A 14,936-nucleotide genomic window follows, 5' to 3' on the forward strand; every position below is an offset into this window, starting at 1 on the left:
GGTGGTCGAAAGCGGCGGGTGCCGTCGGGTCCGGGTCCAGGTGGTCCCTGGCCTCAGCCGGCGGTGGCCGCGGGAGTCGGTACGTCGGTGGCCCGGGCCGGTCGGGGGGCGGCCGCCGTGCCGGTGCCGCCGCCCGGGCCGAGCCAGTCCTGGGCCAGCCAGCGGACGTTGACCGTGCGGGGGGCCGCCCCGCACACCGCGACCGCGGCCGCGTGGGTGTCGTCGCAGGCAATGTCGAGCACCGTCCAGCCGGACGGGTGCCGGGTGGTGTCCGCGCCCAGGTAGTCCTCGGCCGGGGAGCGGCTCAGGCCGGTGCCGATGCCCTTGAGGAATGCCTCCTTACGGGTCCAGATCCGGCCGAAGAGGGGGCTGCGGTGCGCCTCGCCCACGGCCCTCAGTTCGGCCTGCTCGTCCGGGTGCAGCGCCGCCGTGCACACCTCGACCGACTCCGGCCTCGGCAACCGCTCCACGTCGACGCCGAGCGGCACCGCCGCCACGCCCACCAGGGCCACCCCGCCGCTGTGCGAGAGGGAGAAGTGCAACGGCGCGGCGGCCAGGGCGGGGCGGCCGTGCGCCCCGCCGCAGCCGGGACATGGTTCGCGGACGAACGTCAGGTCCTGCGGGGCGGTACCGGTGTAGCGGCCGAGCAGCCGGCGCAGCGCGATGTGGGCGGCCGCGTAGAGCAGTCCGTCGGCCGGGCGGATGAACGAGGCGGCCCTGTGCCGCTCGGCCCCGTCGAGTTCGGAACGGTCCAGCTCGGCGGCACGCTCCTCGGGCCGGCGCACCAGCCACAGGTCGAGCCGTCCCAGGGCCACGGTGTACTCCCCTGCGCCGGTGCCGGGCGGGTCCGCCGCGGGGACGGTGCCCGGCGGGACTGTACTCGTCATGCCGAGACCACCGAGCCGTGCTGGTCGCCGACCGCGTCGACGTGCCGGCGCCCTGCCCCCTCGCGTGGCCCGAGCTGCCCGGCGAGACAGTCGACCAGTTCGGCAGCGCTGTTGGCGAGCAGCAGCATCGGCAGATTCAGCTCGACGTGCAGCGCCGCCTCCATGCGGTGCTGCAGTTCGAGGCCGGCGATGGATCCGATGCCCAGGCTGCTCATCGGGCGGCCCGTGGTGTCCACCAGGTGCGGAGCGATGCCGAGGACCCGGCCGAGCTCCTGGCGTACGTAGCCGTCGAGGATCCGGATGCGCTCGCTGAAGCCGGCCGTGGCCAGGGCGGCCCGGTCGGGCACGGTGACGTGGCCCGCGGCCGTGCGGGCGCGGGCGGCCCGCGCCGTACGGTTCGCTGTCATGGTCCTCCCCAAGTCGAGGGGGCCGGGGGCGCGCCGCACCTGCCGCGCGCGCCCCGGCCGTGTCTCCTGTCCGGGGCAGCGGTCAGGCCTGGTAGCGGTGCTTGGCGCGGCCTTCCCGCAGCACCGTGCCCCACCAGGCGAGCTGGTCGAGCAGCACCTTGGCGGCGCCGGCCGGGCCCGACTCGTCCACCGGCTTGCCGTCCTCGCCGAACTGCTCCCACGCGGTGTGGAAACTGACGACGTCCCGGACGGTGACGGCGTGCATCTCGGCGTAGACGGGACGCAGTTGCTCCACCGCGCGCAGGCCGCCGGACAGGCCGCCGTAGGAGACGAAGCCGACCGGCTTGGCGCGCCACTGGGTGTAGTGCCAGTCGATGAGGTGCTTCAGGGAGGCCGGGAAGCTGCGGTTGTACTCCGGGGTCACCACGACGAACGCGTCGGCCTGCTCCAGGCGGGGCGACACCTCGGACAGCGCTTCGGCGGTCTTCGGGGACGGGTTGTGCGAGAGGGCGGCCGGCAGGTCGTGGTCCGCCAGGTCGATCACGTCGACCGTCAGGTCCTCGCGCTGCCTGGCCTGCCCGGCGAACCACTCGCCGACCACCGGTCCGAACCGGCCCTCGCGCACGCTGCTGACGATGACTGCGAGCCGCAGAGGCTCATTCGACATGGGGTTTCCTTTCATCAGGGGAGGCGGGGGCGCCGGACGGCGCCCCCTTGCGCGGCACGAAGCCGACGAGGGCCACGGCGAGGCCGAACAGGCCGACGGCCGTGATCAGCCAGAGCGCCGCGTCGATGCCCACCGGGTAGAGGGCGGCACAGAGCGCGGTCATGAGGGCCGCCCCGAGCTGGACGGCACTCTGGTAGAGCCCTCCGGCCGCCTGCTGCCGGCCGTCCGGTACCGCTCCGGTGGCCTGGATGTGGAAGGCGGTGAAGGCGAGGACGAACGCCGCGCCGACGAGCAGCATGGTGGGCAGGACGTCGGTGGCGTAGTGCACGGCGGCCGAGCCGTCGCGCGGGTAGAGCAGATAACCGAGTGGTGCGGCGAGGGCGCCCGCCGCGATCAGCGGGGCGGGGCTGAAGCGGGCCACGATCCGGCCCGAGCGCAGAGCCGTGAGGGCGAGCGGCGCGGCGGCCGGCAGGAACGCGAGACCCGTCTGCAGCGGGCTCCAGCCGGCCCTTTGCTGCAGGTGCAGCGTGCTGACCAGCAACAGTCCCAGATACGAGCCGTTCAGCGCACCGGCGCCCAGTGCGGAGCGCACCAGCGCCCCATGGGCGAACAGCTCCAGGCGCAACAGGGGTTGCCCGGCGGTGAGTTCGACGCGTACGAAGACCGCCGCGAGCAGCGCGGCGAGCGCGAACGCACCGACGGTGCGCGGATGGTCCCAGCCGGCGCCCGGCCCCGAGCCGATCGCGTACACCAGCGACAGCATCGCCCCGGTGAGGCTGAGGGCGCCTGCGGCGTCGCAGCCGTGTGGCTTGCCGGGACCGGGGCGGTCGCGTGGAATCAGCCGGAGTCCGGCGACGAAGAGCAGCAGTGCCACCGGCGCCGGGGCGGCGAAGGTCCAGCGCCAGCTCACCTCGGTCAGCGCCCCGGACAGCAGCAGTCCGGCGGAGAAGCCGCTGGCGCCGAACAGGGAGTAGACGGACAGGGCCCGGCCGCGTGCGGGACCTTCCGGGAACGTGGACGCGATGATGGCGATCCCGGTGGGCGCGGTGAGCGCCGCGCAGAATCCCTTCACGAAACGGGTGGCGACGAGCAGCGCCGCACTGTCGGCGAGCGCGCCCACGACGGACGCGACGCAGAACACCAGCAGCGCCGCCAGATACACGGGTCTGCGGCCCAGCAACGTCACCACGCGACCGCCGAAAAGCAGCAGACCGCCGAAACCGATGGCGAACCCGGAGACCACCCAGTGCAGTTGGGATACCGCCAGGCCCAGGTCGGCGCCGATCGCGGGCAGCGCCACCAGGGCCACCGACACCTCAAGGGCGTCGATGAGCATGTTGCCGGCGAGCACGAGCAGCAGCCACCGCAGGGCGGGGCTCCAGCGCCCGTCGGCCGGGGCCGACCCCGTGCCGCGAGGTGTCGTCGAAAGCGTCATGGTCCCGTTCCGCCATAGGGGTTGGGTGGATGGAGAGTCCGTTCAGCCGAGCAGCGTGCCGCCCGTGGCGTCGACGAAGGAGCCGGTGATCCAGCGGGCCTCGTCGGTGGCGAGGAAGGCCACCACGTCGGCGACGTCGTCCGGCTCTCCGACCCGGTTGAAGGCGGACAGCCGTGCCATCTGCTCCACCGCCTCGGGGATGTCGAAGACGGGGTTGTCGTTGCGGGTGATGCCGGGTGCCACCGAGTTGACGGTGATGTTCCGCGGGCCGAGGTACTTCGCGAAGTGCAGTGCGAGCTGGTCCACGGCGCCCTTGGTCATGGCGTACGCGATCTCGTCCGGGTTGGCGAACCGGGTGAGGCCGGAGGTGATGTTGATGATGCGACCGCCGTCGGGCATGTTCTTCAGCGCGCGCTGGATGAGGAAGAACGGCGCCTTGGCGTTGACCGCGAAGAGCTCGTCGAACTTCTCCGGAGTGGTGTCCTCGGGCTTGACGCCGCCCATGACACCGGCGTTGTTGACCAGGATGTGCAGGTCGGTGGAGCCGGTGCGCTCCCGCAGACCGCCCTCCAGACCGAGGAAGAGTTCGTGCACATCGCCCGGGACACCGAGTTCGGCACGGACCGTGAAGGCCCGGCCGCCGTCGTTCTCGATCGCGGTGACGACCTCGTCGGCCGCGTCCTTGCGTGCCGTGTAGTGGACGGCGACGAGCGCGCCCTCCCGTGCGAGGCGGATCGCGGCCGCCCGGCCCATGCCCCGGCTGGATCCGGTGACGAGCGCGGTCTTGCCCGTGAGCCTGTTCATGTCTGTTCTCCACTTCTTCGCCGTCGCTGTGGCCGACGAGTTGTTGTTCGCCCTTGCTGTGGTCGGCACCGGCACCGGCACCACAGCGCCGGGACGGGACGTAGCCGCCGGAGCGCCGAACCAGCGTGTGAGCGCCTGTTCCAGATCCGCGCCTCGGGTGTCGGCCCAGACGACGTATCCGTCCGGGCGGACCAGGAGGGCACCGGTGTGCGGTGCCTCGGCGCCGTCCGGGCCGCCGGAGTACGCGTCGGCGGTCACCGTGCGCACCAGGTCGGCCCAGGGCGCAGCGGCTGCGCGCAGCTCCGCGCGCCGGGTCTCGTCGCCCGGCAGCAGGAGCAGGACGCCGTGCCCGGAGCGCAGCGTCGCCGCGCTGGTGACGGCGCCTTCGGAGGTGCTGAGCCGCCAGTGCGGCAACCGACGGCCGAGCAGGGGGTGTTCGCCGGGGCCCACCTCGTAGCGGATGTCGAGGCCGGACACCGCTCCGGCCAACCGGGCCCGCACGTTCTCGCTTTCGCCGGCCAGTTCCGCGAGGACCTGCCGGACCGGCTCGACGCCGGCCGGGCCCAGGAGCAGCAGCGCCTGCGCCCTGATGTTGCCGAGGACCTTCCGGCCGACGGCGTGCCTTTCGTCGTGGTAGCTGTCCAGCAGCCCGTCCGGGGCCCGCCCGGCCACCTGCGCCGCCAGTTTCCAGCCGAGGTTGACGGCGTCCTGCAGCCCGAGGTTGAGGGCCTGGCCGCCGATCGGCATCTGCTGGTGGGCCGCGTCTCCGGCGAGGAAGAGCCGGAAGTCTCGGTAGCGGTCCGCCTGCCGGGAGGCATCACCGAAGGAGTTCACCCACAACGGGGTGCCACCGCCGATGTCCTCCCCGGTGACGCGCTTCCAGGTGTCGACGACGTCCTGGAACCCGGGCTGCTCCGCTCCCGGCCGGGCTCCGAACTCGTGCACCATCACCCGGGTCACTCCGTCGGGACGCCGAGCGGCGATGGCGAGCCCGCCGTCCAGCCGCTCGAAGCGGCGGTTCGGGATGTCGATCCCCGCCACGTCGGCGCGCAGGAGCTCGCGTTCCGCGTCCGTGCCGGGAAAGGCGAAGCCGCCCAGCCGGCGCACGACGCTGTTCTCGCCGTCGCAGCCGACGACGGACTTGGCACGGAAGTACGCCGTCGTACCCGCCGTGGTGCGCACCTCGACCTCGGCATGGTCCCCGGTCACGGTCAGGCCGGTCACTTCGTGGCCGCGTCTGATGTCCGCGCCCAGATCCTGAGCCCACTGTCCGAGCAGTTCCTCCATGCGGGTCTGCGGGACCTTCCACTGCCCCGGATAGGGGCTGGGCAGGGTGAGGTCGAGCGGGATCCCCCCGAAGTGGCCCATCGGCTCGCTGGGGATGTCGCCGAGCGGCGTGAGCAGGCCCCGGCTGTCGAGAACCTCCATGGTGCGGGCGTGCAGAGTGGAGGCGCGCGACTCGGTGGTCGGCGCGGTGAGCTGTTCGAGGACCACCACGGCCGCGCCGGCGAGCCGGAGCTCACCCGCGAGGAGCAGCCCGACCGGGCCCGCGCCGACCACGATCACCTGGGTCTCGGTGCAGTCCCCGATCATGGTCAGGCCCGCGCTTCCGCGTAGTCCTTGGCGTAGCTCAAAGTGGCGCGGCTGTTGGTGGACAGGGCGTTCCTGACGTACTCCTTGGCGTCCGCCACCGTCGCTTCGGGGCCGAGGATCCTGGCGATGTTGGCCGTGTTGATCGTGACGGTGTGCTGAGAGGAGGCGGCCACACCCGCGTCGTTCTCGGCGAAGGTCCAGTAGCCGGTGTGCAGCGTCATCAACGCCGGCAGGGTCACCTGCTTGTAGGCGATCTTCTCGTGCGGGAAGGTCACCCGGTACGACTTGGTGGTGTGCACCGAGCCGTCCTTGGCGCGGGTGTCCATCTCCAGCTCCTGCAGACCGGGCGTGGACTCCTCGAAGCGGACCGTGGCCACGTGCGGCAGCCGCTCGGGCCAGGCGTGCGCCTCGTTGACGAAGTCGAAGACGTCCTTGGCCGAGCCGCCCACCTGGACCGTGTCCTCGAACGAGAACGTCAGGTCCTCGGCGGCGTGCGCGGCCTCGACGTTGTCCTTCAGCGCGGCCAGCTCCGAGCGGGAGTTGCGATCGACGGCCACGTCGATCCACTCCAGGCTCTTCGGGTCGTCGTCGACGGCCCGGTAGTCGTGCAGCAACCGGACCCGGCACTCGTCGGCGGAGACGGGCTCGATGATCCATGTGCCGCCCATGGCCGCGACCGGGGGTGCGGAGACCTCCTGGCGGAAGGTGATCCGCAGCCGGTCCGGGTCCAGGGTGCGTCGCGAGGTCCAGTTCTTGGCCTCGCCGTTGGCGGTGGCCCAGATGCGGATGCGCTCGGCGCCCTCGCCCAGCGCCTCGCGATCGACGTAGATGGTCGGCGGGAAGATCCGTGGCCAGTTTCGCACCTCGGCTATCAGCCGGTACACGGCGGCGGCCGGAGCGGAGACCGTGATCTCGTGCTCCACCTCACGCAGGCCGGGCTGCGACATGCTGTTGCTCCTCGGTTTCGGGGTTCGGGTTCGGGTGGGCCGGACGGAACGTCGGCCCGTTCGGCTCAGAAGTTGCCGAGGCCACCACAGACGTTGAGGGCCTGCGAGGTGATGGAGGCGGCGGTGTCGGAGGCGAGATAGCCGACCAGACCGGCCACTTCCTCGGGGGTCGAGTAGCGGCCGAGCGGGATCTTCGAGCGGAACTTCTCAAGAATCGCCTCCTCGGTGGCGTCGTACGCGGCCGCGTAGCCCTGGCGGACCCGCTGCGCCATCGGCGTCTCGACATAGCCGGGGCACACGGCGTTCACGGTGATGCCGGTCGGGGCCAACTCGTTGCCGAGGGCCTTGGTGAAACCGACGACGCCGTGCTTGGAGGCCGAGTAGGGGGCGCCGAGGACGACGCCCTGCTTACCCGCGGTGGAGGCGATGTTGATGATGCGGCCGCGGTCCTTGGCGCGAAGTCCGCCGGTGGTGAGGACCTCGCGGGTCAGCCGGAAGACACTGTTGAGGTTGGTGTCGATGACGTCGTCCCACAGCTCGTCGGTGAGGTCGGCCGTCACCCCGCCACCGCTGCGTCCGGCGTTGTTGACCAGCACGTCGACGGTGCCGTAGCGGTCGATCGCGGCCTGCACGAACACCCGCGCGTCGGCGGTGGACCGGACGTCGAGCGTGGTGCCGTCGACGTCGAGTCCCTCGTCCCGGAGCTGCTTGACGGTCTCGGCGACGTTGTCGGCACTGCGGGCGCCGATGAACACGCGGTGGTTCTGGGTGGCCAGAAGCCGGGCGACGGCGAGCCCGATTCCGCTGGTGCCACCCGTGACGAGGGCGACCCTGTTGTTCTGCTGTGACATGTGTCCGTTCTCCATGAGGCAAAAGGGAAGTTGGCGTACGCGCCCGCCGCGCCGGAGCCCGGCGCGGCGGGCGTCGCGGCCCCGTCAGGAGGCCACGAGATCCTTGAGGTAGCCGTTGATCGCTGCCACCAGGGCCCGCGGCGTGCGGTGCTCGGTGAAGATGTCGTCGTCGAGGGATATGCCGTACTCGCGCTCTATGCGTCCACCGGTCTCCAGCAGAGCCAGGGACTCGTAGCCCAGCTCTTCGAAGTCGGTGTCGAGGATTTCGCCGTCGAGGTCGACCCCCTCGTCGGCGCCGGCGCCCTCAAGGAGGATGCGCTTGAGGTCCGCGATGGTGAATTCCTGCTCGGACATGGAAGTGCCTTTCTGGATCGGAGATGGCTGAGCGCCGGGGACGGACGGAGAGTCAGTCGACGGCGCGGACGACGACGGCGGAGTTGAAGCCGCCGACGCCACGGGCGAGCACCAGGGCGGTGCGCACCGACGCCGCGCGCGGCTGGCCCGTCACCAGGTCGAGGCCGTACTCGGGCGCCGGCTCGACATTGGTGGTCGGCGGGATGAGGCCCTCGCGGATGGCCAGGACGGCGGAGACCACGTCGACCGGCGCGGCGCCGGAGTAGAGGCGGCCGATCATCGTCTTGGGCGCGGTGACCGGGACCCCGGACGGCCCGAAGACCGCGGTGATCGCGTCGGCCTCCTGTCGGTCCAGGTCCGGGCTGCCGGCGGCGTCGGCGAAGACCACGTCGACGTCACCGGCCTCGACGCCGGCGTCGGCGAGCGCCACCTCGATGGCGCGGCGCAGCCCCGGCTCACGGCCGCTGCCGGGCTTCGGGTCGAAGGTCGAGCCATAGCCGGCGACCTCCCCGTAGATGTTCTCGGCACCCCGCTCACGGGCGGTCCGCAGATCCTCAAGGATGAGCAGTGCGCCGCCCTCGCCCGGCACATAACCGTTCGCGGCCGCGTCGAAGGGCAGGTAGGCGCTCTCCGGCTCGTCGCTGGTGGAGAGCCGTCCGCCGGCGATCTGAGCGACCCAGCCCCAGGGGCAGATCGAGGCGTCGAAGCCGCCGGAGAAGATCAGCTTGCTGCCCTTGCGGATCTGCCGGCGCGCCTGGGCGATGGCGTCGAGACCGCCCGCGTGGTCACTGACGACCACACCGCTGGGGCCCTTCATGCCGTTGCGGATGGAGATCTGTCCGCTGTTGACGGCGTAGAACCAGGCGAAGGACTGATACGCACTGACGTACTGGCTGCCCTGACTCCACAGCTTCTTCAGCTCGTTCTGGCCGAACTCGAAGCCGCCGGAGGTGGAGGCGGTGACGACGCCCATGTCGAACTCCGGGATGTTGCCGGGTTCGACGCCCGCGTCCTCGAAGGCGCAGTCGGCGGCGACCAGGGCGAGTTGGGTCATCCGGTCGGTCTGTGGGATCAGCCGGCTCGGCAGGTGCTGCGAGACCTCGAAGCCCCGGATCTCGCCGGCCAGCCGCGCGGGGTAGGACGACGGGTCGAAGCGGGTGACCCGGCCGATGGCGTTCTTGCCGATGCGGGTGGCCGCCCAGAACTCGTCCACGCCGAGCCCGTTGGCCGTCGCGACGCCGATACCGGTGATGACTGTCCTGGCGCTCACTCCGCGCTCCTCTCGGGCCGGGCCAGCACCATCGCGCTCTGGAATCCACCGAATCCGCTGCCCACGGTCAGGACCGCGTCGACCAGCTGTTCACGCGCGGTGACCGGCACGTAGTCCAGATCGCACTCCGGGTCGGGGGTGTGGAGGTTCGCGGTGGGCGGCACCACGTGGTGCTCCATCGCCAGCACCGACGCGGCGATCTCGATCGAGCCGATCGCACCGAGCGAGTGGCCCACCATCGACTTGATGGAGCTGACCGGTGTGCGGTACGCGTGGTCGCCGAGGCTCAGTTTGAACGCGGCGGTCTCGTGCCGGTCGTTCTGCTTGGTGCCGGAGCCGTGCGCGTTGATGTAGTCGATCTCCTCGGGATTCATCCGTGCCTCGCCGAGGGCGACGTCGATGGCCTCGGACATCTCACGCCCGTCGGGGCGCAGACCGGTCATGTGGAAGGCGTTGCAGCGCGAGGCATAGCCGGCGATCTCGGCGTAGATGTGGGCGCCGCGCCGCTGTGCGCTCGTCAGCTCCTCAAGGACGAAGACGGCACTGCCCTCGCCGAGCACGAAGCCGTTGCGGGTGCCGTCGAAGGGCCGCGAGGCGTGCTCGGGGTCGTCGTTGCGCGGTGTGGTGGCCTTGATGGCGTCGAAGCACGCCATGGTGATCGGTGAGATCGGAGCGTCCGTCGCACCGGCGACCATGATGTCGGCGGTGCCTTCGCGGATCAGCTCGACGGCGTGGCCGACCGAGTCGAGGCCGGAGGTGCAACCGGTGGACACCACCGTGGCCGGGCCTTCGGCGCCGACCGCCCAGGCCACCTCGGCCGAGAAGGAGCTGGGCACGAAGTAGTTGTACAGGTGCTGCGGCGCGTAGGTGTGGTCGACAAGGTCGAGGGCGCCCGAGTCGCTCACCACGCGGTACTCGTCGTCGAGCCCGGTGGTGGCGCCGACCGCGCTGCCGATCGTGACACCGGTGCGGTGCGGGTCGAAGCCGGCGAGATCGAGCCCGCTGTCGGCGAGGGCCTCGCGGGCGGTGACCACGGCGAACTGGGCGGCGCGGTCCATGCGGCGGATCTCCTGCGGAGTCAGCCCGTGCAGGTGGGGGTCGAAGTCGGCCTCGGCCGCGACCTGGGAACGGAAGGAGGAAGGGTCGAAGAAGGTGATCCTCCGGGTCGCCGTGCGCCCGTCGCTCAGCAGACTCCAGAAGTTCTTTGCGCCGATTCCGCCCGGCGCGAGCACTCCCACTCCTGTGATTACTACCCGGCGGCCCACTAGCGGTGGCCTCCCCTCGTGTCGGTGGAAGACGGCTTCACTGAGCGGCCGTCCAGTCGTAGAAGCGCGTGGCCATCGCGTCGGCGGGCGAACGCCACGTCACGGGGTCGTACGCCTCGATGTACGGCTTGAGGTCCTCACTGATCCGCACGAACCGCGGATCCGTCTTGGCCTCCTCGATCAGCTCGCCGCCGTTCTCGCCGTCGAAGTCCTGCAGGTGGAAGTACAGGCCCTTGTACGAGAACAACTGGCGGCGCCGGGTGCCCATGCGGTGGGGCATCTCGGTCCGGTCGAACTCGCTGAAGAGCTTGGCCACTTCGGCACTGGACTCCAGGTCCATCCGGGCCACGATCAGGGTGCTGTGCATGTCTTCTCTCTCTTCCGTGACGGGGAGCGCTTCGTGGGTCAGCCGGCCGGCCGCGGGCCGAACAGCCGGAGGAAGTCCGCCACACCGGCGGCGATCAGTGCGTCGATCTCGAAGTCCGGGAGCGGCAGGGCGCCGTGGAACGAACGCTGTACGACGCCCGCGGCGACCAGCTGGATGAAGCACCCGGCCGCGTGGTCGGCGTCGGTGATGTCGAGCAGCCCGGCGTCGGCGAGGCGACGCAGCCTGCGGGCCAGTTCGCGCTGTGCCTGCCGGGGGCCGGCGGTCTGCCACATCTGCGGTAGCCCGGCGGGCAGCCGGGTGGCCTCCGCTCCGATGTGCCGGACGATCGCGAAGTGTTCGGGGAAGGCCGCCAGCGGCGTCAGCCAGGCATGGCCCAGCGCGGTGAGTTGCCGCTCAAGGTCCGTGACGTCGGCGAGGTGGCTCTCGGCGACGACCGTGAGCGCGGCGGCGACCGAGGCTGAGCCGTCGAGCAGGACGGAGAGCAGCAGTTGCCCCTTGTCCTTGAAGCAGTGCTCGACTGCGGCCGGTTCCAGACCCGCCTCGGCGGCGACGCCTTCGAGGGTGGTGTGTGTCCAGCCCTCCCGCGCGAAGACGGCGCGTGCCGCTCGTACGACGTCGCGCCGCTCCTCCGCCGGACGTGCCTGGACACGCTCGGCGGTTGCCTGCGGCGTAATCATGCGGTACTCCTCCCCATCGGTGAGCTGGTGCGACGACTTCCCCTGCGTCGGCAATCGGTCGGGACCCGGGGCTCGGGCGTTCAGCCCGCCAGGGGCTTGCCGAACCAGCGCTCCAGCGCCATCGGCAGGTCGTGGTGGGATCCGGGTGCGGCCCAGGCGACATGGCCGTCGGGACGGATCAGGACGGCCGTGGTGCCGTCGAGCCCGCCGGCCGCGGAAACCTCGCCCGGTACGGCGGTGACGATGTCGACCCGGTCGGACCAGCCGGCGGCGCGGGCGCGCAGTCGCGCATTGTCGGTGAGGTCGAGCAGCACACCGCGGGCGGAGTGCAGCAGTGCGGTGCTGGACGTGGTGCGCTTGACGGTCGTCAGCTCCAGGTGGGGCATACGCCTGCCGAGCAGCGGGTGCTCGCCGGAGCCGACGTCGTAGCGGATCTCCAGGCCGCTGACCATGGCGGCGAGGTGCTTGGCGACCTCGTCGTACGCGATGAGTTCGGTCAGTACGTCACGCAGTGGCTGCACCTCGGGGCCGCTCAGGAACAGCAGACCCTGGGCCTGCGTGTTCATCAGCAGCCGCTTGCCGACCGCGTGCCGCTCGGTGTGGTAGGTGTCGAGCAGGTCCTGCGGGGCGGTGCCGTTGACGACGGCGGCGAGCTTCCAGCCGAGGTTCACCGCGTCCTGGATGCTGGTGTTCATGCCCTGGCCGCCGGCCGGCAGATGGATGTGGGCCGCGTCGCCGGCCAGGAGGACACGGCCGCGTCGGTACTCGGTGACCTGACGGGTGGCGTCGCCGAAGGAACTGACCCAGACCGGCTCGGCGTGCGCTATGTCGTCGCCGGTCAGCCGCTTCCATGCGTCAGCGACCTCGTGCCAGGTCGGCGGGGTCTCCCGGCGCTGTGGCGGGGTGCCGCGCTCGCAGACGATGATCCGGGTGATGCCGCCGGGCAGCGGGCCGACCATGACCATGCCGCCGGGCAGCGTCTCACCGATCATGCGCGGCTGCAGCTCGACGCCCTTGATGTCGGCGAGGAACATCTCCATCGTCGCGGCGGTGCCGGGGAAGTCGAAGCCGGCAGCCTTGCGCACCATGCTGCGGCCCCCGTCGCAGCCGACAAGGTAGGCGGCACTCAGCGTCAGTTCGCCCTCGGGACCGCGCACCTCGACGGTGACACCATCCTCGTCGTCGGTCAGGGAGAGGACCTCGTGGCCGCGGCGGATGTCGGCACCCAGGCTCGTGGCCCACTCCTCCAGGTGAGTCTCGGTGACGGACTGCGGAACAGTCTTGGCGGCCTGCCGCGCGCCTTCCAGAACGCCGAAGTCGATCGGCAGTCCGCCGAAGTGCCCCTGGCTGCTGGTTTCGACCTCACCGAACCGGGACAGGATGCCCCGCTGGTCGAAGACCTCCAGGGTGCGGGCGGTGAACCCCAGGCCGCGGGATTCCCCGGTGCGTTCCTGGAGCCGCTCCAGGACGATGACGTCGACACCGGCGAGCCGCAGTTCGCCGGCCAGCATCATTCCGGCGGGACCTGCGCCCACGACTATCACTGCGGCGTTCATGTACCTCTCCTCTGCCAACTCAGGGGTTCAAATGGCGAATCACATGCAGCTCATGACAGAGCAGCGGAAGCTGATAATGAGCGTCTTCGCCGGGGATAGGAAGTTCAAGGCTTCACCGTTCAGGTTTCCGCAATTTTCCGCCAGGCAGTTACATGACGGATAGGAGAAGGTGCGGGAAGCGTCAGAGAATTGCAAAATGCGCGGCCGGACGCCGCCGGGAAGTTGGTTCCCATCAGTGGTTTCGGCACATCAGGGATACGTTAAATTCACGTAGAGGTTTTCAGGACTCCGCTTCTCCGGCCGCCCGATCCAAGGCGCGCCCGGGATCCGGAGAAAAGGCCAAGGGGGCGGCATCGCGTCAATTCCTGAGCTGCAGAGCGCGGTGCCGGCGGGGGCTGAAGAAAAGCCCGTGATCCCAGCGGTACGACGACTGCGCGAGTACTCCTGGTATGACGTTCCGGCACCGCTGCACGAAAGATTCGGCAGATCCTCTGGCCCTGGCCTGCTGCAAGCTGGGCGAACGCTCCCGGTTCCGAAGTCGGTACCCGAGGTTTCGAAGGTTCGCCGGCGATGTCGTGCGGAGGTTGTCGTGCGGCTCAGTCGTTGATCTCGCAGATGGCTGCGCCGGAGGTGAGGGAGGCGCCGACTTCGGCGGACAGGCCCTTGATGGTGCCCGACTTGTGGGCGTTCAGCGGCTGTTCCATCTTCATCGCTTCGAGGACGACGATCAGGTCGCCTTCCTTGACTTCCTGGCCCTCCTCGACGGCGACCTTGACGATGGTGCCCTGCATCGGGGAGGCGAGGGTGTCGCCGGAGGCGGCGGGGCCGGACTTCTTGGCCGCGCGGCGCTTGGGCTTGGCCCCGGCGGCGAGGCCGGTGCGGGCCAGGGTCATGCCCAGGGAGGCCGGCAGGGAGACCTCCAGGCGCTTGCCCCCGACCTCGACGACGACCGTCTCGCGGCCCGCCTCGTCCTCGGCGTCGGTGTCGGCCGGGGCGGCGAAGGGCTTGATCTCGTTGACGAACTCGGTCTCGATCCAGCGGGTGTGGACCGTGAACGGGTCGGTGGAGCCGGTCAGCTCGGGCGCGAACGCCGGGTCCTTGACCACCGCGCGGTGGAACGGGATGGCCGTGGCCATGCCCTCGACCTGGAACTCCTCCAGCGCGCGGGCCGCGCGCTGCAGGGCCTGCTCGCGGGTGGCGCCGGTGACGATGAGCTTGGCCAGCAGGGAGTCCCAGGCCGGGCCGATGACGCTGCCGGACTCCACGCCCGCGTCCAGGCGTACACCCGGACCGGAGGGCGGGTTGAACGCGGTCACCGTGCCGGGCGCCGGGAGGAAGCCTCGGCCGGGGTCCTCGCCGTTGATGCGGAACTCGAAGGAGTGCCCGCGCAGGACCGGGTCGCCGTAGCCGAGTTCCTCGCCGTCGGCGATACGGAACATCTCGCGCACCAGGTCGATGCCGGCGACCTCCTCGGTGACCGGGTGCTCCACCTGCAGGCGGGTGTTGACCTCCAGGAAGGAGATCGTGCCGTCCAGGCCGACCAGGAACTCGACCGTGCCGGCGCCGACGTAGCCGGCCTCCTTCAGGATCGCCTTGGAGGCGGAGTACAGCTCGGCGACCTGCGCCTCGGACAGGAACGGCGCGGGGGCCTCCTCGACCAGCTTCTGGTGGCGGCGCTGCAGCGAGCAGTCACGGGTGGAGACGACGACCACGTTGCCGTGCGTGTCGGCCAGGCACTGGGTCTCCACGTGGCGGGGCTTGTCCAGGTAGCGCTCGACGAAGCACTCCCCGCGCCCGAACGCGGCGACCGCCTCGCGGACCGCGGAGTCGTACAG

General features: G+C 70.8%; 14 protein-coding genes. All 14 read right to left on the minus strand.

Going from position 1 to position 14,936, the window contains the following annotated elements:
* Positions 1–53: 53 nt before the first annotated feature.
* Positions 54–887: a 4'-phosphopantetheinyl transferase family protein gene (locus ACFYNL_RS30950; protein WP_388809021.1), complete on the minus strand. Its 834-nt coding sequence runs from the start codon at positions 885–887 to the stop codon at positions 54–56.
* Positions 884–1,294, minus strand: a complete 411-nt coding sequence (locus ACFYNL_RS30955; protein ID WP_388809023.1) for an acyl carrier protein — start codon at positions 1,292–1,294, stop codon at positions 884–886. The genes ACFYNL_RS30950 and ACFYNL_RS30955 overlap by 4 nt, the downstream gene beginning before the upstream one ends.
* Positions 1,295–1,376: 82 nt before the next feature.
* Positions 1,377–1,961: an NADPH-dependent FMN reductase gene (locus ACFYNL_RS30960; protein WP_388809026.1), complete on the minus strand. Its 585-nt coding sequence runs from the start codon at positions 1,959–1,961 to the stop codon at positions 1,377–1,379.
* On the minus strand, positions 1,951–3,396 hold the full coding sequence (locus ACFYNL_RS30965) for an MFS transporter (protein ID WP_388809029.1): 1,446 nt from the start codon (positions 3,394–3,396) through the stop codon (positions 1,951–1,953). The genes ACFYNL_RS30960 and ACFYNL_RS30965 overlap by 11 nt, the downstream gene beginning before the upstream one ends.
* Positions 3,397–3,438: 42 nt before the next feature.
* Positions 3,439–5,793 (minus strand): SDR family oxidoreductase, encoded by a 2,355-nt coding sequence (locus tag ACFYNL_RS30970; RefSeq protein ID WP_388809031.1) that lies wholly within the window; start codon positions 5,791–5,793, stop codon positions 3,439–3,441.
* Between the two features lie 2 nt (positions 5,794–5,795).
* Positions 5,796–6,740: an aromatase/cyclase gene (locus ACFYNL_RS30975; protein ID WP_388809033.1), complete on the minus strand. Its 945-nt coding sequence runs from the start codon at positions 6,738–6,740 to the stop codon at positions 5,796–5,798.
* A gap of 65 nt (positions 6,741–6,805) precedes the next feature.
* Complete coding sequence (gene fabG, locus ACFYNL_RS30980; RefSeq protein ID WP_388809036.1) at positions 6,806–7,591, minus strand: 3-oxoacyl-ACP reductase FabG; 786 nt, start codon at positions 7,589–7,591, stop codon at positions 6,806–6,808.
* A gap of 84 nt (positions 7,592–7,675) precedes the next feature.
* A complete protein-coding gene (locus ACFYNL_RS30985; RefSeq protein WP_388809039.1) occupies positions 7,676–7,945 on the minus strand; it encodes an acyl carrier protein in 270 nt (89 codons plus the stop codon).
* Between the two features lie 52 nt (positions 7,946–7,997).
* Positions 7,998–9,215 carry a ketosynthase chain-length factor gene (locus tag ACFYNL_RS30990; RefSeq protein WP_388809041.1) on the minus strand — a complete coding sequence of 406 codons (1,218 nt, stop codon included), beginning with the start codon at positions 9,213–9,215 and terminating at the stop codon, positions 7,998–8,000.
* Positions 9,212–10,480, minus strand: coding sequence for a beta-ketoacyl-[acyl-carrier-protein] synthase family protein (locus ACFYNL_RS30995; RefSeq protein WP_388809044.1), 1,269 nt, complete (start codon positions 10,478–10,480; stop codon positions 9,212–9,214). The genes ACFYNL_RS30990 and ACFYNL_RS30995 overlap by 4 nt, the downstream gene beginning before the upstream one ends.
* A gap of 37 nt (positions 10,481–10,517) precedes the next feature.
* Positions 10,518–10,847: a TcmI family type II polyketide cyclase gene (locus tag ACFYNL_RS31000; protein ID WP_388809047.1), complete on the minus strand. Its 330-nt coding sequence runs from the start codon at positions 10,845–10,847 to the stop codon at positions 10,518–10,520.
* A 38-nt stretch (positions 10,848–10,885) separates the two neighbouring features.
* Positions 10,886–11,545, minus strand: a complete 660-nt coding sequence (locus ACFYNL_RS31005) for a TetR/AcrR family transcriptional regulator (protein WP_388809050.1) — start codon at positions 11,543–11,545, stop codon at positions 10,886–10,888.
* Positions 11,546–11,625: 80 nt separating this feature from the next.
* On the minus strand, positions 11,626–13,101 hold the full coding sequence (locus tag ACFYNL_RS31010; protein ID WP_388809053.1) for an FAD-dependent monooxygenase: 1,476 nt from the start codon (positions 13,099–13,101) through the stop codon (positions 11,626–11,628).
* A gap of 596 nt (positions 13,102–13,697) precedes the next feature.
* Positions 13,698–14,936, minus strand: a 1,239-nt coding sequence (locus tag ACFYNL_RS31015; RefSeq protein ID WP_388809056.1) for a biotin/lipoyl-containing protein, incomplete at its 5' end; no start/stop codon positions are given.

Origin of the sequence: Streptomyces sp. NPDC007808, from assembly GCF_042868655.1 — a bacterium.
Classification (GTDB): Bacteria; Actinomycetota; Actinomycetes; order Streptomycetales; family Streptomycetaceae; genus Streptomyces.

Excerpts from the sequence above, each read along its gene's own strand:
- ACFYNL_RS30985 (WP_388809039.1), bottom strand. The coding sequence starts at position 7,945 with ATGTCCGAGCAGGAATTCACCATCGCGGACCTCAAGCGCATCCTCCTT.
- ACFYNL_RS30960 (WP_388809026.1), bottom strand. The coding sequence starts at position 1,961 with ATGTCGAATGAGCCTCTGCGGCTCGCAGTCATCGTCAGCAGCGTGCGC.
- ACFYNL_RS31010 (WP_388809053.1), bottom strand. The coding sequence starts at position 13,101 with ATGAACGCCGCAGTGATAGTCGTGGGCGCAGGTCCCGCCGGAATGATG.
- ACFYNL_RS31000 (WP_388809047.1), bottom strand. The coding sequence starts at position 10,847 with ATGCACAGCACCCTGATCGTGGCCCGGATGGACCTGGAGTCCAGTGCC.
- ACFYNL_RS30975 (WP_388809033.1), bottom strand. The coding sequence starts at position 6,740 with ATGTCGCAGCCCGGCCTGCGTGAGGTGGAGCACGAGATCACGGTCTCC.
- ACFYNL_RS30970 (WP_388809031.1), bottom strand. The coding sequence starts at position 5,793 with ATGATCGGGGACTGCACCGAGACCCAGGTGATCGTGGTCGGCGCGGGC.
- ACFYNL_RS31005 (WP_388809050.1), bottom strand. The coding sequence starts at position 11,545 with ATGATTACGCCGCAGGCAACCGCCGAGCGTGTCCAGGCACGTCCGGCG.
- ACFYNL_RS30965 (WP_388809029.1), bottom strand. The coding sequence starts at position 3,396 with ATGACGCTTTCGACGACACCTCGCGGCACGGGGTCGGCCCCGGCCGAC.
- ACFYNL_RS30950 (WP_388809021.1), bottom strand. The coding sequence starts at position 887 with ATGACGAGTACAGTCCCGCCGGGCACCGTCCCCGCGGCGGACCCGCCC.
- fabG (WP_388809036.1), bottom strand. The coding sequence starts at position 7,591 with ATGTCACAGCAGAACAACAGGGTCGCCCTCGTCACGGGTGGCACCAGC.
- ACFYNL_RS30955 (WP_388809023.1), bottom strand. The coding sequence starts at position 1,294 with ATGACAGCGAACCGTACGGCGCGGGCCGCCCGCGCCCGCACGGCCGCG.